This window comes from Enterobacter sp. QK-SA4 (assembly GCF_056856775.1).
In genome coordinates this window covers 2,256,834-2,281,579 of the sequence record NZ_JBXFXH010000007.1, presented here as the reverse complement: position 1 = coordinate 2,281,579, position 24,746 = coordinate 2,256,834, and the positions used below count along the sequence as shown (strand labels likewise).

The window sequence follows — 24,746 nt, the reverse complement described above, 5'->3', positions numbered from 1 at the left end:
ATTATTCCTTATGGTTATCGGCCATTCCAAAACTTAAATTAATTAAAGTTATTGAAGTATCGAACCGGGCTATTTCGCTGGCTTATAGCGTCGCTGCAGGGTGGCATTGAGCTTGCGCTGCAACGGCTGCGGCGTCTCCCCTTCGATCAATTTGCTAATCAAATCAAAGCAGTGCCACGCCAGCTGGCGGTTATCCTGACGAATAGTATCCACCGGGATCGTCAGCGAATCGTAGAGATAGTGATCGTCAAAACTGGCTAATCTGATATCACTTTGCAACAGGTTGTGCTGGCCCATATAGCGCAGCACCCCTTCCAGCAGCCCGCAGGCGGCGGCGAACAGCGCTTTCGGCGGACGCCCCAGACGGGCGCAGAGTTCAGCAAACATCTCGTAACCGGAGCTCGGGTGATAGTTGCCGTGAATGATCCACTCCGGGCGCAGCTCCACGCCGGCCTCTCGCAGACCTTGCTTAAACCCTTCCAGACGATCGCGCGTCGGAGAAAGGCGCGGCTGGCCGCCGAGAAAATAGAATTCATCAGGATGCTGGCGCGCAATGTCGGCCACCAGTTCCGCCGTCGGGGTAATGGAGTCGGTGATCACCAGCGGCAGCGCGCTGTCGTTGATGTGGCGGTCAAACAGGACAACGGGCAGCTGCTCGCTCAGCTTGTGGTAGTCCGCATCGTTAAGCATGCTGGAGGCCACAATCAGTCCGTCAACCTGACGCGCCACCATGTTGTTCACCACCACCGTCTCCTGCCCCGGGTTTTCATCGCTGCAGGAGATCAGCAGCTGAACCCCCGCCTCGCGGCACAGCGTTTCCAGCTCGTGAGAAAACACGGCAAAACCGTAGTTGGTGATCTCCGGAACCACCAGACCAATGGTGTGGCTGCGGTTATCGCGCAGCGACCGGGCGTGAATGCTGGGCTGATAGTGGTGCTCTTTTGCAATCGCCAGCACGCGCTCGCGCGTCTCTTCCGCCACGCGAAGCTCTTTGCTGCGCCCGTTGAGGACCAGGCTGGCGGTGGCTTTTGACACGCCCGCCAGCTCCGCGATGTCTTTAATGGTGACGCGTTTTGTTTTTCTCACAACGACTTAGATCCGGCTGCCAAAACCCTCATTCTATCATGCAGGCGCGCAGCGACCAGTAGCGTAATGTGATATCGGACGCACCTTCGAATCGCACCCGGGCCGGATGGTCAGGAAAATAGCGGCTGCTCATCACCCCTTCACCGTGATTGATGAAGATTTCAACGCTGGAGCGGTCGCAGAGAACGCATAAATGAGTGACGTCGCCCTGCCAGTAGCGGGTCAACGTTTCACCGGTTTTCAGACTCGCGCGTTCAAGACGTATACCCTGCTCATCGACCATGAGACGCAGCGCGCCGCCAAAATCGACGTTCACCTGCGCTGCGCTCAGCTCGAACTCCAGGCGCGTCGCGTCCAGGTCCGGTGCCTCGCTGGCGCGCCCCTGCCAGCGCTGTTCATCTTCACGCAGCGCAGTCAGCTCGCGAGCCGGGGTCTGCCAGAGCCTGCCGTCGCGATAGCGTAATTCACGCGGGCAGGTCATCTGGTGCATCCAGCCGTGTGTCCGGGTTGGCTGAAGCATCTCTTCCCCGTCCGGTACGCCCATCCAGCCGATCAGAATGCGTCGTCCGTCCTCCGCCAGGGTCGTTTGGGGTGCGTAAAACTCAAAGCCCGCGTCCAGCTCGTGCAGCTCGCCGTGATCGAATGCGGCGTTTTCATAGTCAAACGCCCCGCTCATCCAGGTAGCCGGATAGGTGTTGAGATAGCGATGCGGCTCGCGCGCCAGCCCCTGCGGACAGCTGATCAGGACGTGCGTTCCGTCGAGCGCGAACAGGTCCGGACACTCCCACATATACCCCGCATCCGTCAGGCCGTTGACCCCGTGACCGGCGATTTCCCCGCAGGACGCCCAGGCGTGCAAATCGGCTGATTTAAACAGCAGCACCTTGCCGCGCTTTTGCACATCCTGCGCGCCGAGCACCATGTACCACTCCCCGTCGTGCTGCCACACCTTCGGGTCGCGCACGTGGCCGGTGTAGCCTTCCGGCAGCGCCAGCACCGGCCCCAGCTTCTTAAAGGTCCCGTCCGGCTGTTCCACGGCGAGGCACTGCCAGGCCGTGCGGCTGCCGTCATCGAACTTGACGTTGCCGGTGTAGCACAGGGTCAGAACGCCGTGATTGTCCACGGCGCTACCGGAGTAGCAGCCGTTGCGGTCATACTCTTCATCCGGCATCAGCGCCAGCGGCTCATGCTGCCAGTGCACCAGGTCCGCAGAGCTCCAGTGCCCCCAGCATTTAAACCGATGCTCGCAGTCCAGCGGGTTCCACTGATAGAACAGGTGGTAGCGCCCGGCAAACCAGATGAACCCGTTGGGATCGTTCATCAGCCCCGTCACCGGCGCGGGGTGCCACTGCGGATAGTGGCTATCCGCCAGCGCCCGCGGCTGACCTTTCATAACGGCCTGCAGGATCGCAGGCCAGCGGGAAGGTAACGTCATTATTCAGAGTCCGTTTTATATTTCAGCAGCAGTGAGACGGTAAACGCCACGCCGAAGGCAATCACCATACCGATAATATAGTTGAGCAGCGAGCTGGCCTGCACGATGGCCATGCCCGGAATAGCGGTCAACCCAACGGCGGTCATGTAAACATGAACAGATACCACCCAGGCCCCGCCCACCGCGCCGCCGATCAGCGCGGCGATAAACGGTTTCACGAAGCGCAGGTTGATACCAAAAATAGCCGCTTCGGTGATGCCCAGCATCGCAGAAAACGCCGACGGTAAGGTAATGGCTTTAATTTTGGCATCTTTGGTTTTGAACCACACCGCCAGACAGGCGCCGCCCTGCGCCACGTTCGCCATGGCCCAGATCGGCAGCAGGAAGTTCACGCCAATCGACGGGTTGCCCAGCAGACCGGCTTCAATCGCGTGGAAGCTGTGGTGAATACCGGTGATCACAATCACCGAGTAAAGCCCACCGAACAGCAGCCCGGCCAGCCAGCCCGCGTGTTCAATTAACGTGCTCAGGATAAAGGAGATGCCGTCGCCCAGGGCGCGCCCCGCCGGGCCGATAATCAGCAAGGCGATAAAGCCGGAGATAACGACGGTGAGGAACGGCGTCAGGATCAGATCTAACGCGTCCGGGATCGCGCGGCGCAGATTTTTCTCCACGATGCTCATAAACCAGACGGCCAGCAGCACCGGGAACACCGTGCCCTGATAGCCAATCATCGCGATCTCAAGGCCGAAGAAGTTCATGGTGTGGAATCCGGAGGCCACGCCCCAGGCGTTGGTCAGCGCCGGGTGGGTCAGAATGCCGCCCAGCGTCGCGCCGAGATACGGGTTACCGCCAAATTCCCGCGCGGCGGTAAAGCCGATCAGAATAGGCAGAATGATAAACGCCGCGGAGCTGCACATGTCAAGCATGATGTAGAGAGCGTTATCCGCATTGACCCAGCCGTAGGTTTTCACCATGCCGAGCAGGCCCATCAGCAGGCCGGAGGCCACAATCGCGGGAATGATCGGGACAAAGATGTTGGAGAGCAGACGGGCAATGCGCTGGAACGGGTTCAGCTTGCGCGCCGCCAGATCCGCGGCCTCAGATTTACTGGATTCGCTAATCCCCGCAGCCTGAATAAACGCGGCGTAGACCTTGTTGACCACGCCCGTGCCAAAAATCACCTGCATCTGTCCGGCGTTACGAAAACAGCCTTTTACGCCGTCGACCTTGCCGATCGCCTGCTGATCGGCAAGCGCGTCATCGACCAACACCAGACGAAGACGCGTTGCGCAGTGCGCCGCGCTGGCGATATTTTCCTTGCCACCGAGCAGCGGAATAAGCTCGCGGGCGATTTGATTAAAATCCATAGATACCTCTGCCTGACTTCTTTTTATGATGTGCGAAACGCTCCCGCCAGGCGGGAGCGTGATGGGTTAAAACCAGGTTTCCATCTGGACCCCAAAGTTCCATTCCCCGCCGGCGTTGAAGCCGCTGCTGCCAAAGGCATCATCGCTGGCGTAATGATCCAGTTTGCTGCTCCAGTCCATCCAGGTGGCAAACAGGCGCAGCTCCGGACGGCTGAAGAAATCGCCGATTTTGCTCGCTTTTAACGTCGGCGCAAAGGTCAGCTTGTAGAAACTGCCGTTGACGGCGTTGCGGTCCTTATAGCCTTCCGGATTTAAATCCATGTACTGATAGCTTCCCTCAAACGCCAGGGCGAAGTTCTGCGTCACCTCTTTAATCAGGCGGGTGTTGAGCGTCACCCACTCATAGCTATCGCCCTTGACGTAGCGATCTTTACTGCTCTGCGCCAGGACGGCGGGCGCAACGCTCCAGCCGCCGCCGACAGGCGTGACACCGTAACTTGCGAAGCGCCAGGTATCCGCCTCAGACAGCAGCGCGCCGTCGGAACCGATGCTTTTCACTTCCGCACCCAGCCCGTGACCGTACAGCAGCGCCGTTTTGGCTGTCCCTTCCCGCAGGCCGTAAAAGCTCTCATTATGCAAGCCGACCAGGGCATGAACGCCGGTATTGGCGGCGTCGGTTTTGATGAGATCGCCGTTGGTGTCTTTACGGTCGTCGTTATCCTTCGCACGCAGGCCGCTCACCATCAGCTGCAACGGTCCTGCGAAGTGGTTCATGCTGAGGATATAGTTCTGAACGTTATTGTCGGTCTGCTCCACGCTGCCGAAGTTGCGGCCGTAGATGGAGAAGTTGCTGCGCAGCGAATCGTTCCATTTCACGTCGTAGACGCCGCCGCCGGTACCGGCGAGGAACACCACGTCGGAGTCCAGCCAGTGAATATCAAAGTTGTCGCGGTCGAAGCGTTTACCCGCCCAGAAGGTGCTGCCCTTCAGCGCGCCGGTAAAATCAGGCAGGTTGCCCAGCTCCGCGAAGGCCTGGCGAATATTGAGATCGCTGGTATCGGCTGACCAGTCGTTATAGGTTCTCTGACCGTCGGCCAGCATCGCTTTGAAGCGCGTGGTGGCCCCGTTATCCAGAGTTTGCTTGTGCTCCAGGTTCAGCTCGACGTAGGTGTCGGCTTCGTTACCCAGACGCCCTACCGCGCCGCCGGTTTCTCCGGCCGGGGTCAGATAAGGACCGCTTTTGCTGCTGGAGGCCGCATCGTTCATCAGCAGGCCCGAACGGGCGTAGCCGTGGAACTCAAACCCGCTGCTTTGATCCGCCTTCTTCTCCAGCGCGGTGGTGCGCTGCGCCACCGCCTGGGTGGTCGTTTGCGTCTGCTGCTGCGCGGCAACCAGCTGCTGCGTTTTTTGTTCCGCATCCGTGGCGCGTTTCTCAGCCACCTGCGCACGCGTTTCCGCCGCCTGGAGGCGCTGCTCCATCGCGGCAAGACGCGCTTCGATACTTGTCATATCCGTTTGGGCAAAAACAGAGGTACTTCCGGCCAGCATGCCTATCATCACGGCAAGTCTGCGTTTTTTATACATTTTGTCGCATCCCTAAAAGAAGTCATTAAACGTGCTAAATTGCTAAACCGGTTTAGGTTGCTGATACTAAACCTCTGCATTTTGGATCGGCAATCTTTTTTGCTAAACCGTTTTAGTAAGTGTGATCGAGGCGACAATTCAGGCCGCCGGATGGCGGCCAGTGGAGGAAGGTATTACAGATCGTGCTGCCAGGGCAATGCGGTCATCGCCCCTTTGGCCGTGGTGGCTAATGCGCCGCAGCGCTGGGCTAAGGCGATGACCGGCGTCAGGTCCTGCCCGGCAGCCAGCCCGTAGAGCAGCCCCGCCACGAAAGCATCGCCCGCGCCGGTGGTATCGACACACTCAACGGGCGTTGCCGGATAGTGCTCCACGGCGCCGTCATGCCAGGCGATCACCCCCTCTTTTCCCTGGGTGACCAGCACCAGATGCGCCGGGCAGCGCGCCATCAGCGCGTCCAGACCGACGTTTACCTCGACATGTCCGGTTAGAAACGCCAGTTCTTCAACGGAGAGTTTCACCACGTCAGCGCTCTGCAGGGCCAGCTCCAGGCAGCGGCGTAGCGCGATCTCATCCGGCCAAAGGTCTGGGCGAATATTGGGGTCGAAGCTGACGTAGCCGCCCGCCTCGCGAATGGCGGCCATCGCCTCAAACGTCGCAGAACGGCTCGGCTCTGCGCTTAACGCGATGGAACAGACGTGCAGCCACTCCCCGGCGCTGAACGTCGGCAGATCGGCGGATTCGAGAAACAGATCGGCGCTCGGGCGCACCATAAAGGTAAACGAGCGTTCGCCCAGGTCATCCAGATCGACCACCACCGTTGAGGTGCGGTGCGCCGGGTCAAGGCGCAAAAACTTCACATCGACCCGCTCGTCAGCGAGAGTTTTCGCCATAAAGCGCCCGAAGGGATCGTCGCCAACCCTGCCGATAAAGGCGCTCTGGCCGCCCAAGCGGGCAATACCGACCGCAACGTTTGCCGGTGCGCCGCCGGGACACTGCAGCAATCTGCCTTCTCCATCGGGCAGCAAATCCACTACCGCATCGCCAAGTACCCAGATTTTTTTCATGCTTTCCTCGTAGCTAAACAATGTTAAACCGTTTTAGCTATTTAAGCACAGGCAGTGCGAAGGGGAAATAACGCGGGAGGAAAATTGGCTAACGCACCAGATGCGGCCAGTGAATATCACCGACGCCATTAAGCTGCGGGCGGGCAAACAGAAAGCCCTGGAAGCGGCGGATCCCGGCAGACTCGAGCCAGCACCACTCCTCTATCTTCTCGATCCCTTCCGCCACCAGGGTAATTTCGAGATCGGAGCAACAGCTGACGATGGAGCGCACAATCGCCTGCTTCGGGCCGCTGAGGTGGATATCGCTGACTATCTCCCGGTCGATCTTAATTTTATCCGACTGGAAGCGGGTCAGCAGCGAAAGACCGGCATAGCCGGAGCCGAAATCATCGATCGCCAGGCCAATCCCCTCACCGCGAAGCTGCTTGATGGCGCTATTAAACTGGTTGAAGCCGGAGATCATCTCGTTTTCCGTCACTTCAATGACCACCTGCTCCGGCTGAAGGCCATGTTTTTTTATCTCGCTGACCAAAAATTCCACGGCGTTGGGGACATTCACCAGCGACATCGGCAGCAGGTTTACCGCAATCTTATGGCTGCCAATGCCCAGCTTTTCCGCGAGAGCAAAGGCATACGCTTTCGTCTGGAGATCGACTTCGTAGATTTTGTCCGGGTCAAGGGCGCTGAAGAAATGCTCCGGGCTGCCGCCTTCGTTGCCGCGAATGAGGGCTTCAAGCGAACTGATCTTCCCTTCCGAGGGCTCAACGATGGGCTGGAGCGCAAACTGACAGGTTTGGTTGGCCATCAGCCCCAGGTGTTCGCCAAAGGGCAACGCCTCGGATGAAAGCGTCCATTTTTCAGGTACGTAGCGTGCACCCGACAGGGCCGGACGTTTGCCTGTGATAAACGTCTGGATAAATTTGAACACCCGGTCATCGGATGTGAGATAGCTTTCCAGCTTGCTGTAATTCAGAACCGACTGCAGCACCTCTTTCGGTGACTGCGTCTGCAGATCGAACAGCAGCATACCGACGTGTTCGAAGCGCCTGCGCGGGCCATAGTCCCGCATCAGCTCAACCACTCCACTGTGCCGCTTGTCGTCACGGATTTTATGGAACAGCTTGAGCACGCTCTCTTCCGACCCTTCGAGTATTTGCAGCACATCGCTGCCTTTTGCGAGCAGAACCCCGGTGATATTCAGACTGGCATTGCGGATCCGGGCGCGCTCCACCAGTTCCCGCAGCTCGGTGGAGGGGCGGGATAAATTCAACTGGCTTCGGTAAATCAGAGTCGTCAGCACAAAAATGGGTTCCGATGAGAAAGTGAGGTGCCTTGAAGCTACTATTTAACATACTTAATCAATGCGACCTAACATATTCACACCACAGGGGAACGTTACTTTTCCCCGTTGCCAATTCGGCTGTCGATCCTCTCCTGCATATAGTCGTAGAACGGATTCGAGGTGACCCGCATCAGCGCCTCTTTTCCGACGCTCAACACGGAGGTTTCGCCCCAGAGCGCAATCGTCCCCAGGCTGATGCCGTAGCGGTTTTTCACCGCAGGCTCACGGCCATAGAGATCGTCATCCGGCGGGAACGGCACCGCAACATGCGACAGGGAATAGACATCCTGCGGCCAGGCCTGCGCCAGCGGCACGACCGTCTCCCGGGTGCTGCCTGCCGGAGTGATTTTCGCCACAGTCGAGAAACTGTGCTCGCTGGCATTGGTAATAATCGTGACACCGTAACGCCTCTGCGCAACCGGCAGCAGCGCCGAAGTTGCCGTCCACGACGACGGTTTGAACAGCGGACGGAAGCTCGCCGCCTGGTTGATGTCAAACACCACCAGCTCGCTGCCGTTTGCCGGAAGCTGGTCAAACAGGCCGGTCACCACCGCGCGGGTGCTGACCGTGGAATCCATGACCGACTGGAACGCCAGGATCGGCGGCAAATTCGCCAGCCTGTTCTCCCGCGCCTCGCGGCCGATTTGCTCCTGCAGGGCCTTCGTCAGAAGCCATGACTGGCGGGCGGCGTTCACCGGGAACGAGTTATATTTGTACGGGTTATATTCCGGAGAGATATTCAGCCACGCCGCTTTGGCAAACGCCGGCAGCAGCGCCGGTAACCCGGCGAAACCGGCAAACCGCGCAAAGGCCGTCACGCCGATCATCGGTGAGAGCAGTATCACCTGCTGCGGTTTACGCAGCGAAGGCGCGTCCAGCGCATCGAGGGCATATTTCATCGCCAGCGCCCCGCCGTTGGAGTAACCCACCAGATGCAAAGGCGCAGCCTCGCCCGCCAGACGCGTGGCCTCCCGCACCGCAAGACGCGTCGCCGCGAGCCACATTTCCCAGTCGACGTCCGTCAGCGCGCCGGGCGCGGTGCCGTGCCCGGGCAGGCGCGGGACCACGGCCACAAAGCCGTGCTGTTGATAGTTCACCGCAAGGCGCCTGACGCTGTAAGGCGAGTCCGTCAGACCGTGCAGCAGCACCACCGCGCCGCGCGGCTTTCCGGCAGGCATCAGCACAAAGGAGCGGTTGGCATCGGGCGTAAACTGTCCCGGCCACACCAGGCTCTGGCGATAATAGCGGTTTAACGGCGTACGTTCCTCGCCCTCTGTTTTCGCCGTCACCGCATTATCAAGATCGGCGAAAATGGCGTTTTCCCGGGCGATATACCGGGCAAAATCGGCGTTATTCATCTCGCGCACGGACATCTCATCGGCCCGCCAGGTATGCCAGAGGTGCAGTTCCGGTCCCTGCTGCGAGAGATAGACCCGAACCGCCAGCAGGACGACCAGTACGATCCCAACGACCATCCCTATTTTCTTTGCAAGCGCCATCAGGCGCACGCTGACTCGCCAGGGCAAATTTGCCATGCCGGGATCCCTTTTATATTCACAGTACATCTATCTTATCAAAAATGTGAACGGACTGACGTATTCACCAAATTCATATGTGCCGCGTCAGACAGTGCACCAAAAGTGAACTACGCTGCACAAATGTTGATCATTGGTTAAACAAATATTGCATGAAGTTTACTGCACAGCGGGTTTCACCCGCCCTGTGAACATGGCACGCGTCATGCATTGTTAACCCGGTAACAAAAATTCGGCCTTTGACAGCCTGTTAACAGCGAGGCGGTATGACGACGAAACCGGAGATGTTGAGCCGTATCGAAGCGACGTTCAGCCAGCTCACGCCCAGCGAAAAGCGGGTCGGAAGCTGGCTGCTGGCGCACGCCGCGCAAATCCCGTTTGAAACGGCGGAGAGCATCGGTCAGGCAAGCGGGACCAGCGGAATTACCGTCGGACGCTTCCTGCGCAAGCTGGGGTATCGCAACCTGGAGGATGCCAAAAAGAGCCTGCGCGATCCGTATCAGCCCTGGGGCATGAACGAGCGGCTGGACTCCTGGCAGCAGCAGCGCCCCCTTTCCAGCCGCCTTCAGCACGCCCTGTCGCTGGAAGTGGATGCCATCACGCAGGTGTACCAGCTGGCGCAAACGGACGCCTTTCGTCAGGTGGTGCACAACCTCGCCCACGCCGACGCGGTGTTTGTGCTGGGGATCCAGTCCACGCGCGGGATTGCCAACGCCTTCTTCAGCCACCTTGAATACCTCCGCCCGCGCGTGAGCTATTCGGAGGGCGCTTCCGGCAGCTGGGTGGAATCCCTCAACTCGGGTTTTTCGCACCCGTACGTCGTGCTGACCGATACGCGCACCTACTCCACGATGGCCCGCCAGTACTGCCGCGTCGCCAGCGAGAAAGGCATTCCGCTGGCCTTAATCACCGATATCTGGTGCCCGTGGGCGCGGGATTACCCGATGGATTTACTGCAGGTGAAAACCGATACCGGTCACTTCTGGGATTCGCTTGCCCCCGTGAGCTGTCTGTTCAACCTGCTGCTGTCGGGCGTGGTGGAAGCGCTTGGTGATGCGCTCCCGGCGCGTCTGGCGGTCAACCGACAATTACAACAAGAGTTTGGTCAATTCGAACGCTAAAGGAGCGGAGCTATGCCCGAAGAGAGTGAACTGATTGATGTGGCGAAGACGTTTCCCACGCTGCATATCGATCTGAAGTACGCCACCGCCGACAACATCACCGGCCGTCCGATCTATCAGGAGGCGCTGTGCCTGCTGCATACCGACGCGGCCACCGCGCTGGCAAAAGCCATCAGCATTGCCTCGCTGGCCGGGCTGAAGCTGGTGGTGTACGACGCCTATCGGCCGCAGCAGGCGCAGGCCCAGCTGTGGGATGCCTGCCCGAACCCGGAATACGTGGTCGACGTGGCGATTGGCTCCAATCACAGCCGCGGTACGGCCATCGACGTCACCCTGATGGATGAACATAACGCCGTGCTGGATATGGGTGCCGGTTTTGACGAAATGCACGACCGCTCGCATCCGTATCACCCTTCCGTGCCGCCGCACGCCCAGCGCAACCGTCTGCTGTTGAACGCCATCATGTTCGGCGGTGGTTTTGTCGGTATCAGCAGCGAATGGTGGCACTTCGAACTGCCGAACGCCGCCAGCTACCCGCTGCTTGACGACCGTTTTGCCTGTTTTCCCCTGACGCACACTTCTCTTTAAACCTGGAGCACTGCCATGAAAACATCGCTTGTTTCGACCCTGATCGCCGCCACGCTGGCCCTGAGCGCCCCGCTGGCGCTGGCTGCCGTTCCGAAAGACATGCTGGCGATCGGCAAAGCCGCCGACCCGCAAACGCTCGATCCTGCCATCACCATTGATAACAACGACTGGACCGTCACCTATCCGTCCTACCAGCGTCTGGTCAAGTACAAGCCGGGCTCTACCGAGGTGGAAGGCGATCTGTCGACGGGCTGGAAGGCGTCTGAAGACCAGAAAGAGTGGACCTTTACCCTGGCGGATAACGCGAAATTTTCCGACGGCACGCCGGTCACCGCCGAGGCGGTAAAACTCTCCTTTGAGCGCCTGCTGAAGCTCGGCCAGGGGCCGTCTGAAGCCTTCCCGAAAGATCTGAAAATTGATGCCGTCGATGACCACACGGTGAAGTTCACCCTCAGCCAGCCCTTCGCGCCTTTCCTCTACACGCTGGCAAACGACGGGGCGTCCATCATTAACCCGGCGGTGCTGAAGGCCAATGCGGCGGACGATGCGCGCGGTTTTCTGGCGCAAAACACCGCCGGTTCCGGGCCGTTTATGCTGAAAAGCTGGCAGAAAGGCCAGCAGCTGATTCTGATCCCTAACCCTCACTGGCAGGGTGAAAAGCCGCACTTTAAGCGCGTATCGGTGAAAATTATCGGTGAGAGCGCCTCGCGCCGACTGCAGCTTTCCCGCGGCGATCTGGACATTGCCGACTCCCTGCCGGTCGATCAGCTCGCAGCGCTGAAGCAGGAAGGTAAAGTCGCCGTCGCGGAATACCCGTCCCTGCGCGTGACTTACCTCTATCTCAACAACGGTAAAGCGCCGCTCAATCAGGTGGATTTACGCCGGGCCATCTCCTGGGCGACGGATTACCAGGGGATGGTGAAAGGCATTCTGAGCGGCAACGGCAAGCAGATGCGCGGCCCGATCCCGGAAGGCATGTGGGGCTTTGACGCCACGGCAATGCAGTACAGCTTTGACGAGGCCAAAGCCAAAGCGGCGCTGGAGAAGGTCAAAGACAAACCCGCCAGCCTGACCTTCCTCTACTCGGACAACGATCCGAACTGGGAGCCTATCGCCCTCTCCACTCAGGCCAGCCTTGGCAAGATCGGCATTAACGTCAAGCTGGAAAAACTGGCCAATGCGACCATGCGCGACCGCGTCGGAAAAGGCGATTACGACATTGCCATCGGCAACTGGAGCCCGGACTTTGCTGACCCGTACATGTTCATGAACTACTGGTTCGAATCGGACAAAAAAGGGCTGCCGGGCAACCGCTCGTTCTATGAGAACAAAGAGGTCGATTCCCTGCTGCAGGCCGCGCTGAAAACCACCGACCAGGCAGAACGCACCAAAGATTACCAGCAGGCACAGAAGGTGGTTATCGACGAGGCGGCCTACGTTTATCTGTTCCAGAAAAACTACCAGCTGGCGATGAACAAAGAGGTCAAAGGCTTCACCTTTAATCCGATGCTCGAGCAGGTGTTCAACATCGCCACCATGAGCAAATAACGGTTCTCGCCGGGGGAAAGCGTATGACGTTCTGGAGCATAGTGCGCCAGCGCTGCTGGGGGTTAATCCTGGTGGTGGCCGGTGTCTGTATTATCACCTTTATTATTTCACACCTGATCCCCGGCGATCCGGCCCGTCTGCTGGCCGGCGACCGTGCCAGCGACGAAATCGTGCAGAACATCCGCCAGCAGCTAGGGCTGGATCGGCCGCTGTATATACAGTTTGGCCGCTACGTGGACGCTCTGGCCCATGGTGATTTAGGCACGTCCATCCGTACCGGACGCCCGGTCGCGGAAGACCTGAAGGCCTTTTTCCCTGCCACGCTGGAGCTGGCCTTTTGTTCTCTGCTGCTGGCGCTGGTCATCGGCGTGCCTCTGGGGATTTTGTCCGCGGTGTACCGCAACCGCTGGCTGGATCACCTGGTGCGTTTAATGGCGATGACCGGGATCTCCACGCCGGCCTTCTGGCTCGGGCTGGGCGTCATCGTGCTGTTCTACGGGCACCTGCAGATCCTCCCGGGCGGCGGCAGGCTGGACGACTGGCTCGATCCGCCGACGCACGTCACCGGCTTTTATCTGCTGGACGCGCTGCTGGAGGGCAACGGTGAGGTCTTTTTCAACGCGCTTCAGCACCTGATTTTACCCTCGCTGACGCTGGCGTTTGTTCACCTGGGGATCGTGGCGCGCCAGGTCCGTTCGGCGATGCTGGAGCAGCTCAGCGAGGACTACATCCGCACCGCGCGCGCCAGCGGACTGCCCGGCTGGTACATCGTCCTGCGCTACGCCCTGCCGAATGCGATGATCCCGTCCATTACCGTGCTCGGGCTGGCGCTGGGCGATCTGCTTTACGGCGCCGTGCTGACCGAAACCGTCTTTGCCTGGCCGGGCATGGGCGCCTGGGTGGTGACGTCCATTCAGGCGCTCGATTTCCCTGCCGTGATGGGCTTTGCCGTCGTCGTTTCGCTGGCCTACGTGCTGGTTAATCTGGTGGTCGATCTGCTTTACCTGTGGATTGACCCGCGAATCGGGCGCGGAGGTGCCGAATGATGTTAACGCAGGAAACGCCCGTCCCGGCTAAAACCGCCGGACAACGCATCAACTGGGCAAAGCTGTTCTGGATGCTGCGTCAAAGCCCGCTCACGATCGTTGGCGGCATCATTATGATTGCGATGCTCTTCCTGATGGTGGCTTCGCCGTGGATCGTGCCGAATGACCCGAACGCGCTGGATCTGACTGCCCGCCTGCAGGCGCCGTCTGCACAACACTGGTTTGGTACCGATGAGGTGGGACGCGACCTGTTCAGCCGCGTGCTGACGGGCAGCCAGCAGTCGATTACCGCCGGGCTGGCGGTGGTGGCGATTGCGGGCGGCATTGGCTCACTGCTGGGCTGTTTTTCCGGCGTGCTGGGCGGGCGCGGCGACGCCATCATCATGCGGGTGATGGATATCATGCTCTCCATTCCCTCCCTGGTGCTGACCATGGCGCTGGCCGCCGCGCTCGGGCCGAGCCTGTTCAACGCCATGCTGGCGATTGCGATTGTCCGCATCCCGTTTTACGTCCGCCTGGCGCGCGGGCAAACCCTGGTGGTGCGCCAGTTTACCTACGTTCAGGCCGCCCGCACGTTTGGCGCCTCCCGCTGGCATTTGATCCGCTGGCATATCCTGCGCAACGCCCTTCCGCCGCTAATTGTGCAGGCTTCACTGGACATTGGCAGCGCCATTCTGATGGCCGCCACGCTGGGGTTTATCGGCCTGGGCGCGCAGCAGCCGACCGCCGAATGGGGCGCGATGGTGGCCGTTGGCCGTAACTACGTCCTGGACCAGTGGTGGTACTGCGCCTTTCCCGGTGCGGCAATTTTGATTACCGCCGTAGGCTTTAACCTGTTTGGCGACGGTATCCGCGATCTGCTGGATCCGAAATCGGGAGGAAAACAGTGATGACCGAACCGGTATTACGTATTGAGGACCTGCACCTGAGCTTCCCGATTTTTCGCGGTGAGGTCCACGCGCTGAACCACGTCTCGCTGGAGATCGGCAGGGGCGAAATTGTCGGCGTGGTGGGCGAGTCGGGATCGGGTAAATCCGTGACCGCCATGCTCGCCATGCGGCTGTTGCCGGAAGGGAGCTACCGCATTCATAACGGACAGGTGAAGTTACTCGGCGAAAACGTCCTGACGGCGTCCGAGAAGCAGCTTCGCCAGTGGCGCGGTGCCCGAGTGGCGATGATTTTTCAGGAGCCGATGACCGCCCTCAACCCGACGCGGCGGATTGGCAAACAGATGGTGGAAGTGATCCGCCAGCATCAGCCGCTTTCGCGGCGCGAGGCGCAGCAGAAGGCGATTGCCCTGCTGGAAGAGATGCAAATCCCGGACGCGAAGCAGGTCATGGAGCGTTATCCGTTTGAACTCTCCGGCGGCATGCGCCAGCGGGTGATGATCGCCCTTGCCTTCTCCTGCGAGCCGGAGCTGATTATCGCCGACGAGCCGACCACCGCGCTGGATGTCACCGTCCAGCTCCAGGTGCTGCGCCTGCTGAAGCACAAGGCGCGGGCCAGCGGGACCTCGGTGTTGTTTATTAGCCACGATATGGCCGTGGTGTCGCAGCTCTGCGACAGGATGTACGTGATGTATGCCGGGAGCGTGATCGAGAGCGGTGCCACGCAAACGCTGATCCACCGACCCGTGCATCCCTACTCCATCGGCCTTCTGCGGTGCGCGCCGGAAAACGGCCAGCCGCGCGACCTGCTTCCCGCCATCCCCGGCACGGTGCCCAACCTCAGCCAGCTTCCGCAGGGATGCGCCTTCCGCGAGCGCTGCTTTGCCGCCGGGGCGAAATGCAGCGAAACGCCGCGCTTACAGCCCAACGGTGCAGAGGGCCAACAGGCTGCCTGCTGGTATCCACAACGGGAGAAACACCATGTCTGATGTACTGCTGGAACTGGATAGCGTGCACGTGAACTTTGCGGCGCGCAAAAACTGGCTGGGCCGCGTGACGGAACAGGTCCATGCCCTCAACGGGCTCGATCTGCAGATCCGCCGGGGGGAAACGCTGGGCATTGTCGGTGAATCCGGCTGCGGGAAAAGCACGCTGGCCCAGCTGCTGATGGGCATGCTTAAGCCCAGCGCCGGCGCGTGCCAGCGGGCTCACCACGCAGGCGGCATGCAGATGGTGTTTCAGGATCCGCTCTCGTCGCTCGACCCGCGATTGCCGGTCTGGCGCATCATCACCGAGCCGGTGTGGGTGCAAAAACGCAGCAGCGAGCGCGAGCGCCGTCAGCTGGCGGAGGATCTGGCGCTGCAGGTGGGCATTCGCCCGGAATACCTCGACAGGCTTCCGCACGCCTTCTCCGGCGGGCAGCGCCAGCGCATCGCCATCGCCCGGGCGCTCTCGTCCGATCCCGATATTATCGTGCTTGATGAACCCACCAGCGCGCTGGATATCTCCGTGCAGGCGCAAATCCTCAACCTGCTGGTGAACCTGCAACAGCAGCGTAATCTGACCTACGTGTTAATCTCGCATAACGTCTCGGTGGTCAGACACATGAGCGACCGGGTGGCGGTGATGTACCTCGGGCAGATTGTGGAGCTGGGCAGCGCCGCGCAGGTGCTTGGCGAGCCGCGCCATCCCTATACCCGTCTGCTGCTCGACTCGGTTCCCCGCACCGGTGAACCGCTGGATGAAAATCTGGCGTTACGCAAAACGGAGCTTCCCGGCAACCGTCACCTGCCCGAGGGCTGTTTTTTCCGCGACCGTTGTCCGATGGCAACGCAGGGGTGTGAACGTCCCCAGCCGCTACAGCCCTCACGCGAGGGCCGTAACGTCCGCTGCTGGCGCAGTCTGGATTAGATTTGCGCCATTCCGCCGTCCACAAACAGCTCGATGGCGTTAATAAAGCTGGCCGCGTCGGAGGCCAGAAACGCCACCGCTTTACCCACCTCGCCCGGCGCGCCTAAACGCCCCAGCGGTACCTGGGCGGCCAGCGCGTCGTACAGCCCCTGACGGTGTTCTTCCGGCACCAGATCGCCGAGACCTGGCGTTTTGATCGGGCCCGGGCTCACCACGTTGACGCGGATCCCGCGGCCCTGCAAATCCAGCGCCCAGGAGCGGGCAAAGTTGCGCACGGCGGCCTTGCTGGCGCTGTAGACGCTGAAGTTGGCCGTCCCTTTAACGGAGACCGTCGAGCCGGTCAGAATAATCGACGAGCCGGCGGAGAGCAGCGGCAGCGCCTTCTGCACCGTAAACAGCACCCCGCGGACGTTGGTGCCGAAAATACGGTCAAACTGCTCTTCGGTGATCGCGCCCAGCGGCAGCATATCGCCGCCACCGGCATTGGCGAACAGGATATCAAGACGGCCTTCATCTTTGGCTATCCGGGCATAAACCTCATCCAGATCGGCAAGCTTTGAAACGTCCGCGCGAATGCCCACGGCGTCAGAAGCAATTTCTGCTACCGCGGCGTCCAGTTCGGCCTGACGACGACCGGTGATGTACACCTTCGCGCCCTGCGCCGCCAGCTCCTGCGCCGTGGCAAGACCAATACCGGTGCTGCCGCCGGTGACCAGTGCGATTTTTCCTGAGAGAGTCGTGTTCATGTCATTTACCTTTTGTTGGGTTTGCGGTGCGCGCTTTCGCTCGCGTTGAACAAACTTTAGCCCTTGCGGCATTAGTGAAAAACAGGCAAAAATGAAAATGACTATTCACATACAGAAATAATCAGAGGTCATCATGGACCAGCTCATGGCGATGCGCGCCTTTACGCGGGTCGTGGAGTCCGGCAGCTTTACCCGCGCGGCGGACTCGCTGAATATGCCGATCGCCACGCTGAGCAAGCTGGTCAAATCGCTTGAGTCGCACCTGGAGATACGCCTTCTGCACCGGACCACTCGCCGGGTGGTCGCGACGCCTGAAGGGATGGAATATTATGAAAAAGCGCTCAGGGTGCTGATTGATATCGAAGATATCGACACCTCGTTTCGCGTTTCCCGCGCGACGCCAAAAGGGCATTTGCGGGTTGACGTGGGCGGCTCCACCGCCCGGGACGTGCTCATTCCCCTGCTTCCGGAATTTATGCAGCGCTACCCTGAGATCCGCATCGATCTTGGCGTGGCCGACCGGCCGGTCGATCTCATCAGCGGTAACGTAGACTGCGTGATCCGCGGCGGTCCGCTGGACGACTCAACCCTCATCGCCCGTCATCTCGGTAACGCCGAAATGGTCACCTGCGCGACGCCGGGTTACCTGAAAAATCACGGCGTCCCGGCCTATCCGCAGGAGCTGCGCAACGGCCACAAGCTGATTAGCTATCTCTCGCCCGTCACCGGACGGCCGTTTCCGTTTCGCTTCCGGCAGAACGGCGAGGCGCTGGAAATCAACATTCCGCACTATCTCGGCGTCAATGAAAGTAATGCCCATCTGGCGGCTGCCGCGGCGGGGCTGGGGATCGTTCAAACCTTTGAGTATTCGGCAAAGGCGTATTTGCAGGCGGGAACGCTGGCGGCGATCCTGGGCGGATGGCGCCCTGCCGCGTATCCGTTTCATGTGGTTTACCCGCAGAACCGGCATTTGACGCACAGACTGAAGGTATTTATCGCCTGGCTGGCGGAGGTGTTCCCCGCCGCGCTGAAGGGGTAGCCGGGCGCAAACCCGGCTGGGGCTTAATTGAGCTTATAGTCCAGCGTAATCTCAGCTTTCAGGAGCTGCGAGACCGGACAACCCGCTTTTGCTTTCTGAATAATGCCGTCGAACTGCTGCGGGGCGATGCCTGGAACGGTCACCTTGCTTTTCAGGGCAACCTTAGTGATGGCAAAGCCGCCGTCGGTTTTATCCAGAGAGACGTCCGCCGTGGTATCAATGGAATCGGCGGTATAGCCCGCTTCGCCGAGCATCAGCGACAGCGCCATTGAGAAGCAGGCCGCATGTGCCGCGCCAATCAGCTCTTCGGGGTTGGTCCCCTTTTCGCCCTCAAAGCGGGTATTGAAACCATAAGGCTGCTGATTGAGAACGCCGCTCTCGGTGGAAACCGTTCCTTTTCCGCGCTTAATGTCGCCAGACCAGTGTGCCGAACCGTGCTTATGAATAGTCATTCTTGCTCTCCTTTTGGCTTACAAAGGGTTAAGTATAGACTACGCATCTGCCCCACCCTGGAACACAGACAATTCCGGGACTTTCACCTGCTGTACCGACAAAAAGGATAATGATATGGCGCTAAAAATCAGGATGGCCGTTGCCGTCACCACGCTGGCTCTGTCGCTCTCTTCACTGGCGAAAACGCCGGAGAACTTTATCTATACCAGCTCGGGCGATCTCGACGCGGCGTTTCCGCTCGTTGCGCGAAGCGATATCGGCGGCGTGCAGATCGTTTACAACTGGCGCCTGCTGGAACCCGAGAAGGACAGCTATGACTTCTCGCGGATTGAACAGGATCTGGCGCGCGTTAAGGCCGCCGGAAAAAAGCTCTTTATTCAAATCCAGGATCGTTTCTTTGAGCCGGACGCCCGCTACGTTCCGGACTATCTGATGCACGACACGCAGTACGGTGGCGGGATTGCGCCGCAGTTCGATAACCCCGGCGAAGGCAAGCCGGTCGGTTCAGGGTGGGTGGCGCGTCAGTGGGATCCTGCCGTGCGCCAGCGCTACCAGGCGCTGCTGGCCGCCCTCGCGAAACGCTTTGATGGAAAGGTGTATGGGGTAAACCTGCCCGAAACCGCCATTGATATCGACGAAAAAAATCCGCCCGCCGGATTTACCTGCGACAGCTATTTCGCGGGTGAAATGGAAAACCTGGCCTTTGCGCGAAAGGCTTTTCAGAAATCACGCGTGGTGCAGTACGTGAACTTCTGGCCGTGCGAATGGGATAATGACCACAACTACATGGGGAGACTGTTTGCATATGCCAGCGCCAACAACATCGGCCTGGGTGGGCCGGACATTGTTCCCAACCGCAAGGCACACATGAAGAATGCCTATCCCTTCTTCCATAAAAATAAACAGACGCTGCCGCTCATCGCCATGGCGGTTCAGGAACCGACCCTGACCTATAAGAATCCTCAGACCGGAAAACCGTTCACCAAAGCGGAATTTGTCCGCTTCGGCGAAAGTTATCTCGGTGCCGATATTATTTTCTGGAGCACGACGTCTCCCTGGCTAAAGGTGAGGTAATGCCTTCTTATGCCAGGTAGCGCGACAGTTCGTCAAGGAATACGCGCAGCGCGGCAGGCTGGTATTCCCGGGACTGATAAATGCCATGGATGGCAAGCGGTTTCGGCTCAAGCGCCTCCAGCACCGGCACCAGTAATCCCTGTTCCAGCGCGGCAGACGCTTCGCGCTCCGGCAGCATGGCAATACCGCAGTGCTTGATCGCCGCGTCCATCAACAGTGAAGAGATGCTGGCGCTCAGGTTGCCGCTGACGGCCACGCTCAGGCTTTCCCCTTCCGGCGTCAGAAAGTGCCAGGACTGCCCGGCAAAAAAGCTGTAGTGCAGACAGTTGTGCTGCGCTAATTCTTCAGGGCTGACGGGGATACCGTGCTGTGCCAGATACGCCGGCGAGGCGCAGAGCACCGAGCGACATTCCCCCAGCCGGCGGGCAATCATGCCGGGTTCGGGGTTGTCGGTAATGCGCACGGCGACATCAATGCGCTCTCCCACCAGGCTGACCGGGTGGTTGTTCACGTCCAGCTCAATGCGGAGCTGCGGGTAGCGCGAGAGCAGCTCAGGCAGGACCGGCGCAATCAGGTGCATGGCGGTAAAATGGGCGCAGGCCACCCGCAGCGTGCCGGAGGGCAGATCTTTCTCCGACTGGCCCTCGATTTCCTGCGAAATCTGCGAGAGCGTCCGCGTTTTTTGCAGCACCTTTTCCCCTGCCGCGGTCAGCGTCAGCTTGCGCGTGGAGCGGTTTACCAGCCGCGTCCCCGCCCATTTCTCCATTTGTTCAAGGTAGCGGCTCACCATCGGTCGGGAAATGCCTAACGCGCGGGCCGCCGCGCTCAAACTGCCCAGCTCGCATATCCGGTTGTAGACCTGAGCGGCAATAACGCGATCCATAAAAGCTCCATCTGCTCGATTTATGAAACTAAGCATGTCTTGTTTCAGGAATTCTGGCAAATGCGAATATCCGTACAATAGACACATTCCTGAACAACAGAGACAACAGCATGAAATTCACTCACCTTGCCCTGCTTTCCACCCTTTTAACACCGGCTGTTTTTGCCGCGCCGTTAACCATTGATACCTGGAACCCGCAGGAAAAAGGCATTTTCCCGGTCTCCTCCACGCTGGTTTCCGGTCCGAAAGAGGCGGTGCTGTTTGACGCGCAGTTCAGCGTGAAGGATGGCGAAGCGCTGGTAGAAAAAATCCGCCGCAGCGGTAAAACCCTGAATAAGATTGTGATCACCTCCGGCGATCCGGATTTCTATTTTGGCCTGCAGCCGCTGGTCAAAGCCTTCCCGAATGCCAAAGTGGTGGCCACGCAGCATGTGGTTGACCATATTAAAGCCACCAAAGATGCCAAGCTCGCCTTCTGGGGGCCGCAGATGAAGGACGGCGCGCCAACGGAACTGGTTGTCCCGCAGGTTCTTGCCTCCACCACGTTCATGGTTGACGGGGAAAAGGTCGATATCGAGCAGTCAGACAGCTACGCGGCCTATGTGTGGATCCCCTCAGCAAAAACGATCCTCGGCGGCACCGGGGTAGCCTGGGGCATTCACGTCTGGACGGCAGACACCCAGACGCCGGAAAGCCGCAAGCAGTGGCAGGAAACGCTGGAGCATATGGCCGCGCACAAACCTGAGCGCGTGATCCCGGGCCACTACCTGGGCACTCCTCCAGCGGGCACTGGCGCGATTGATTTTACCCGCGACTATCTGCAGCGCTTTGAAAAGGCTTTAGCCGCGCATAAAGATTCCGCAGGCGTTATCAATACCCTGAAAAAACAGTATCCGGGACTGGCTGATGAAAGCTCGCTGGAATTAAGCGCCAAAGTGAATACTGGCGAAATGAAGTGGTAATTTAAAAACGGCTCCTGCTATATTTCCGCGATAGCAGGAGCCCCGCCAAAATATCCCCGCCGTTACCCGTCGATATAGCCACACCTTTCAAAAGTGCATAAAAGCATGCACTTATGTCATTTTTATTTCTAAGATGAATCTGAACCACAACCGGGAAAATATTTGCCACTCTGTTTATGAATTAAATTTTTTGCGAGCCGTACCATTAAACAGACAACGACACGGAGGCAGCATGTTTACTTATTACCCGGCTAATACCGCAGCAGCACAACCTGAACTCGTTAACGCGATTGCGCAGGGTCTTCACGCCGAGCACGGTGCTGTGACTGAAGATGACATTTTGATGGAACTAACCAAATGGGTGGAATCCACGGATAATGACATCCTCAGTGACATCTACCAGCAGACTATTAACTACGTCGTCAGCGGGCAAAACGCACCCTTGTAAAAACCTGCTAAGCTGGATCTGCAACCTAAGGGGTTACATTTCGTTTGCGTAAGCAAACTGGTCCTTAAAACTATCAACAGGATTGAGGAGTTAACATGAAATCGAACCGTCAGGCACGCCATATTCTGGGACTGAACTACAAGCTTTCAAATCAGCGTAAAGTGGTGATTGAAGGCGACCACGAAACGCAGGTCACGCACGCCACCGGCAGAAAACGCCACGCCGGCAAGTAAGTTCCAGACTCAGATCCAGAACACCATCGGTAATCCCGATGGTGTTTTTGTTTATGTGTTGCGGTAATTAATATTTAGCTCCTTTATAATACCGCCTGACCGCACCCCATCGCACAGGCCAGAAAGATGACAAACAGCAGTGTCAGGGACGGATCTTCATAAAAAGAGTGAGTGACATGGACAACAAACTGAAAAAACATCGTTCCTTATACATCCCATACGCCGGACCGGTTTTACTCGAATTCCCCCTGCTCAACAAAGGCAGCGCCTTCAGCATGGAAGAGCGCAGCAGCTTTAACCTGCTGGGTTTACTGCCCGAAGTGGTTGAAACCATTGAAGAACAGGCGGAGCGCGCGTGGATCCAGTATCAGGGTTTCAAAACCGAAATCGACAAGCACATCTACCTGCGTAACATTCAGGACACTAATGAAACCCTCTTCTATCGCCTGGTGCAGAACCATCTCGAAGAGATGATGCCGGTGATCTACACCCCGACGGTGGGTGCGGCCTGCGAGCGTTTCTCAGAGATCTACCGTCGTTCACGCGGTGTTTTCATCTCCTATCAGAACCGCCACAACATGGACGATATTCTGCAGAACGTGCCGAACCACAATATAAAAGTGATTGTGGTGACCGACGGCGAACGTATTCTCGGCCTCGGCGACCAGGGCATTGGCGGGATGGGGATCCCAATCGGTAAACTCTCTCTCTACACCGCCTGCGGCGGCATCAGCCCGGCGTATACCCTGCCGGTGGTGCTGGACGTCGGGACCAATAACCAGCAGCTGCTCAACGATCCGCTCTATATGGGCTGGCGCCATCCGCGCATTACCGACGACGAGTACTATCAGTTTGTCGACGACTTCATCCAGGCCGTGAAGCACCGCTGGCCGGACGTTCTGCTGCAGTTTGAAGACTTCGCGCAGAAAAACGCGATGCCGCTGCTGAACCGCTATCGCGATGAGATCTGCTCTTTTAACGACGACATCCAGGGCACCGCAGCCGTGACCGTGGGTACGCTTATCGCCGCCAGCCGCGCAGCCGGCAGCCAGCTGAGCTACCAGAAAATTGTCTTCCTGGGCGCAGGCTCTGCGGGCTGTGGTATCGCCGAGCAGATCATCGCCCAGACGCAGCGCGAAGGCTTAAGCGAAGAGCTGGCCCGCTCCCGCGTCTTTATGGTTGACCGTTTCGGCCTGCTGACCGACGCTATGCCGAACCTGCTGCCGTTCCAGAACAAGCTGGTGCAGAAGCGCGAGAACCTGAAAAACTGGGATACCGACAACGAAGTCCTTTCCCTGCTGGACGTAGTGCGCAACGTGAAGCCGGATATTCTGATCGGCGTTTCCGGGCAAACCGGCCTCTTCACCGAAGAGATCATTCGCGAGATGCACAAGCACTGCGAGCGCCCTATCGTGATGCCGCTTTCCAACCCGACCTCCCGCGTGGAAGCGACGCCGCAGGACATCATCGCCTGGACCGAAGGTAACGCGCTGGTCGCCACCGGCAGCCCGTTCGACCCGGTGGTGTGGAAGGATAAAACCTATCCGATCGCCCAGTGCAACAACTCCTATATCTTCCCGGGCATTGGTCTGGGCGTGATCGCCTCCGGCGCGTCCCGCATTACCGATGAGATGCTGATGTCGGCGAGCGAAACACTCGCGGGCTACTCGCCGCTGGTCAACAACGGTGAAGGACTGGTGCTGCCGGAGCTGAAGGACATTCATAAGGTGTCGCGCGCTATCGCGTTCGCGGTAGGTAAAATGGCGCAGCAGCAGGGCGTGGCGGTGAAAACCTCTGCCGACGCGCTGCAGCAGGCTATCGACGACAACTTCTGGAAACCTGAATACCGTAGCTATCGCCGTACCTCGATTTAATTCTGCCTTCCGACCATTCCCTCTCCCTTTGGGAGAGGGAACCACAGTAATTTCTCTACCCGAAGCGATGGATCTTGCTTCCGGAAAATAGATGACTTACAGCGATACCCTGGTCCGGCTGTAAATCGCTGAGGCGTTTCCTGCAGGCCGGGGCGAGGCGCAGGGATGCGCCGAGAGGGCGGGCTTTACAGAGACGTTACCTCCGCCCGTACCCGATAAGCCGGAAGGAATAAGCCGAGGGCACCGCGAAGCGGCGATTTACCGCCGGGAGCCCGGGTCGCCAGGGTGGTGGCGACTGAGCCACCCTGGCACGTTCACAGGTCATGTCGTTACAGAGTAGCAAGGAACATAAAGTGAACGGAATGACCACTACAGCCGTATGTTCCCCTCACCCTAACCCTCTCCCAAAGGGAGAGGGAATTAGATTCGCCCCCCACTAGCCAAACCCCTTTTCCCCCGCTACACTCCCTTCATCCATTAACCTACTGAATATATAAGGAGGCCAATTATGCTGTAT

The 24,746-nt window shown here is 58.9% G+C and carries 23 protein-coding genes; 13 read left to right on the top strand and 10 right to left on the bottom strand.

What is annotated here, in order from left to right:
• Positions 1–69 precede the first annotated feature (69 nt).
• The 7 genes from AC1VYI_RS12395 to AC1VYI_RS12365 form a co-directional block, all read right to left on the bottom strand.
• Complete coding sequence (locus AC1VYI_RS12395) at positions 70–1,086, bottom strand: LacI family DNA-binding transcriptional regulator (RefSeq protein WP_047174371.1); 1,017 nt, start codon at positions 1,084–1,086, stop codon at positions 70–72.
• A 28-nt stretch (positions 1,087–1,114) separates the two neighbouring features.
• A complete protein-coding gene (locus tag AC1VYI_RS12390) occupies positions 1,115–2,521 on the bottom strand; it encodes a sucrose-6-phosphate hydrolase (RefSeq protein ID WP_134866163.1) in 1,407 nt (468 codons plus the stop codon).
• Positions 2,521–3,891: a sucrose-specific PTS transporter subunit IIBC gene (locus AC1VYI_RS12385; RefSeq protein WP_032656958.1), complete on the bottom strand. Its 1,371-nt coding sequence runs from the start codon at positions 3,889–3,891 to the stop codon at positions 2,521–2,523. Before AC1VYI_RS12385 ends, AC1VYI_RS12390 begins: the two co-directional genes overlap by 1 nt.
• 66 nt (positions 3,892–3,957) lie before the next feature.
• Positions 3,958–5,475, bottom strand: coding sequence for a carbohydrate porin (locus tag AC1VYI_RS12380; protein WP_047741904.1), 1,518 nt, complete (start codon positions 5,473–5,475; stop codon positions 3,958–3,960).
• 173 nt (positions 5,476–5,648) lie between these two features.
• The gene (locus AC1VYI_RS12375) at positions 5,649–6,539 is read right to left on the bottom strand and encodes an aminoimidazole riboside kinase (RefSeq protein WP_134866162.1); all 891 of its coding nucleotides are present in this window, start codon (positions 6,537–6,539) and stop codon (positions 5,649–5,651) included.
• A gap of 88 nt (positions 6,540–6,627) precedes the next feature.
• Complete coding sequence (locus tag AC1VYI_RS12370) at positions 6,628–7,839, bottom strand: diguanylate phosphodiesterase (protein WP_226483841.1); 1,212 nt, start codon at positions 7,837–7,839, stop codon at positions 6,628–6,630.
• Positions 7,840–7,934: 95 nt separating this feature from the next.
• The gene (locus tag AC1VYI_RS12365; RefSeq protein WP_134866161.1) at positions 7,935–9,416 is read right to left on the bottom strand and encodes an alpha/beta hydrolase; all 1,482 of its coding nucleotides are present in this window, start codon (positions 9,414–9,416) and stop codon (positions 7,935–7,937) included.
• Positions 9,417–9,682: 266 nt separating this feature from the next.
• Here AC1VYI_RS12365 and AC1VYI_RS12360 point away from each other — a divergent pair, with 266 nt between their 5' ends.
• Genes AC1VYI_RS12360 through AC1VYI_RS12330 form a run of 7 tightly spaced genes read left to right on the top strand, consistent with a single transcriptional unit; the run spans position 9,683 to position 16,517 of the window.
• The gene (locus tag AC1VYI_RS12360) at positions 9,683–10,537 is read left to right on the top strand and encodes a MurR/RpiR family transcriptional regulator (protein ID WP_109844120.1); all 855 of its coding nucleotides are present in this window, start codon (positions 9,683–9,685) and stop codon (positions 10,535–10,537) included.
• A gap of 12 nt (positions 10,538–10,549) precedes the next feature.
• Positions 10,550–11,125 carry a D-alanyl-D-alanine dipeptidase gene (gene ddpX, locus AC1VYI_RS12355; RefSeq protein ID WP_023311885.1) on the top strand — a complete coding sequence of 192 codons (576 nt, stop codon included), beginning with the start codon at positions 10,550–10,552 and terminating at the stop codon, positions 11,123–11,125.
• A 15-nt stretch (positions 11,126–11,140) separates the two neighbouring features.
• Positions 11,141–12,673 (top strand): ABC transporter substrate-binding protein, encoded by a 1,533-nt coding sequence (locus AC1VYI_RS12350; RefSeq protein WP_023311886.1) that lies wholly within the window; start codon positions 11,141–11,143, stop codon positions 12,671–12,673.
• Positions 12,674–12,696: 23 nt separating this feature from the next.
• Positions 12,697–13,719, top strand: a complete 1,023-nt coding sequence (locus tag AC1VYI_RS12345; RefSeq protein WP_032656950.1) for an ABC transporter permease — start codon at positions 12,697–12,699, stop codon at positions 13,717–13,719.
• Complete coding sequence (ddpC, locus tag AC1VYI_RS12340) at positions 13,716–14,609, top strand: D,D-dipeptide ABC transporter permease (RefSeq protein ID WP_134866160.1); 894 nt, start codon at positions 13,716–13,718, stop codon at positions 14,607–14,609. The genes AC1VYI_RS12345 and ddpC overlap by 4 nt, the downstream gene beginning before the upstream one ends.
• Positions 14,609–15,595 (top strand): ABC transporter ATP-binding protein, encoded by a 987-nt coding sequence (locus AC1VYI_RS12335; protein WP_045399914.1) that lies wholly within the window; start codon positions 14,609–14,611, stop codon positions 15,593–15,595. The genes ddpC and AC1VYI_RS12335 overlap by 1 nt, the downstream gene beginning before the upstream one ends.
• Complete coding sequence (locus AC1VYI_RS12330) at positions 15,588–16,517, top strand: oligopeptide/dipeptide ABC transporter ATP-binding protein (protein ID WP_045399916.1); 930 nt, start codon at positions 15,588–15,590, stop codon at positions 16,515–16,517. Before AC1VYI_RS12335 ends, AC1VYI_RS12330 begins: the two co-directional genes overlap by 8 nt.
• Here the strand turns inward: AC1VYI_RS12330 and AC1VYI_RS12325 are convergent.
• Positions 16,514–17,263: an SDR family NAD(P)-dependent oxidoreductase gene (locus tag AC1VYI_RS12325; protein WP_023311891.1), complete on the bottom strand. Its 750-nt coding sequence runs from the start codon at positions 17,261–17,263 to the stop codon at positions 16,514–16,516. The two genes, AC1VYI_RS12330 and AC1VYI_RS12325, sit on opposite strands and share 4 nt — an antisense overlap.
• Before the next feature lie 133 nt (positions 17,264–17,396).
• Between AC1VYI_RS12325 and AC1VYI_RS12320 the strand changes: the two genes are divergently transcribed.
• Positions 17,397–18,302 carry a LysR family transcriptional regulator gene (locus AC1VYI_RS12320; RefSeq protein ID WP_045356126.1) on the top strand — a complete coding sequence of 302 codons (906 nt, stop codon included), beginning with the start codon at positions 17,397–17,399 and terminating at the stop codon, positions 18,300–18,302.
• A 23-nt stretch (positions 18,303–18,325) separates the two neighbouring features.
• Here the strand turns inward: AC1VYI_RS12320 and AC1VYI_RS12315 are convergent, their stop codons facing one another.
• Positions 18,326–18,754, bottom strand: coding sequence for an OsmC family protein (locus AC1VYI_RS12315; protein ID WP_023311893.1), 429 nt, complete (start codon positions 18,752–18,754; stop codon positions 18,326–18,328).
• 115 nt (positions 18,755–18,869) lie between these two features.
• On the opposite strand from AC1VYI_RS12315, the gene AC1VYI_RS12310 reads away from it, so the two are divergent.
• Positions 18,870–19,829 (top strand): hypothetical protein, encoded by a 960-nt coding sequence (locus tag AC1VYI_RS12310; RefSeq protein ID WP_134866159.1) that lies wholly within the window; start codon positions 18,870–18,872, stop codon positions 19,827–19,829.
• A gap of 7 nt (positions 19,830–19,836) precedes the next feature.
• Here AC1VYI_RS12310 and AC1VYI_RS12305 read toward each other — a convergent pair whose 3' ends face one another.
• A complete protein-coding gene (locus AC1VYI_RS12305) occupies positions 19,837–20,712 on the bottom strand; it encodes a LysR family transcriptional regulator (RefSeq protein WP_063409232.1) in 876 nt (291 codons plus the stop codon).
• Between the two features lie 110 nt (positions 20,713–20,822).
• Here AC1VYI_RS12305 and AC1VYI_RS12300 point away from each other — a divergent pair, with 110 nt between their 5' ends.
• From AC1VYI_RS12300 to AC1VYI_RS12285, 4 genes are all read left to right on the top strand, one after another.
• On the top strand, positions 20,823–21,674 hold the full coding sequence (locus tag AC1VYI_RS12300) for a Vmh family MBL fold metallo-hydrolase (RefSeq protein ID WP_134866158.1): 852 nt from the start codon (positions 20,823–20,825) through the stop codon (positions 21,672–21,674).
• A gap of 232 nt (positions 21,675–21,906) precedes the next feature.
• The gene (bdm, locus tag AC1VYI_RS12295) at positions 21,907–22,122 is read left to right on the top strand and encodes a biofilm-dependent modulation protein (protein ID WP_013096534.1); all 216 of its coding nucleotides are present in this window, start codon (positions 21,907–21,909) and stop codon (positions 22,120–22,122) included.
• Between the two features lie 95 nt (positions 22,123–22,217).
• Positions 22,218–22,355: a stationary-phase-induced ribosome-associated protein gene (sra, locus tag AC1VYI_RS12290; RefSeq protein ID WP_008501714.1), complete on the top strand. Its 138-nt coding sequence runs from the start codon at positions 22,218–22,220 to the stop codon at positions 22,353–22,355.
• 176 nt (positions 22,356–22,531) lie between these two features.
• On the top strand, positions 22,532–24,229 hold the full coding sequence (locus AC1VYI_RS12285) for an NAD-dependent malic enzyme (protein WP_023311897.1): 1,698 nt from the start codon (positions 22,532–22,534) through the stop codon (positions 24,227–24,229).
• The last annotated feature ends 517 nt before the right edge of the window (positions 24,230–24,746 follow it).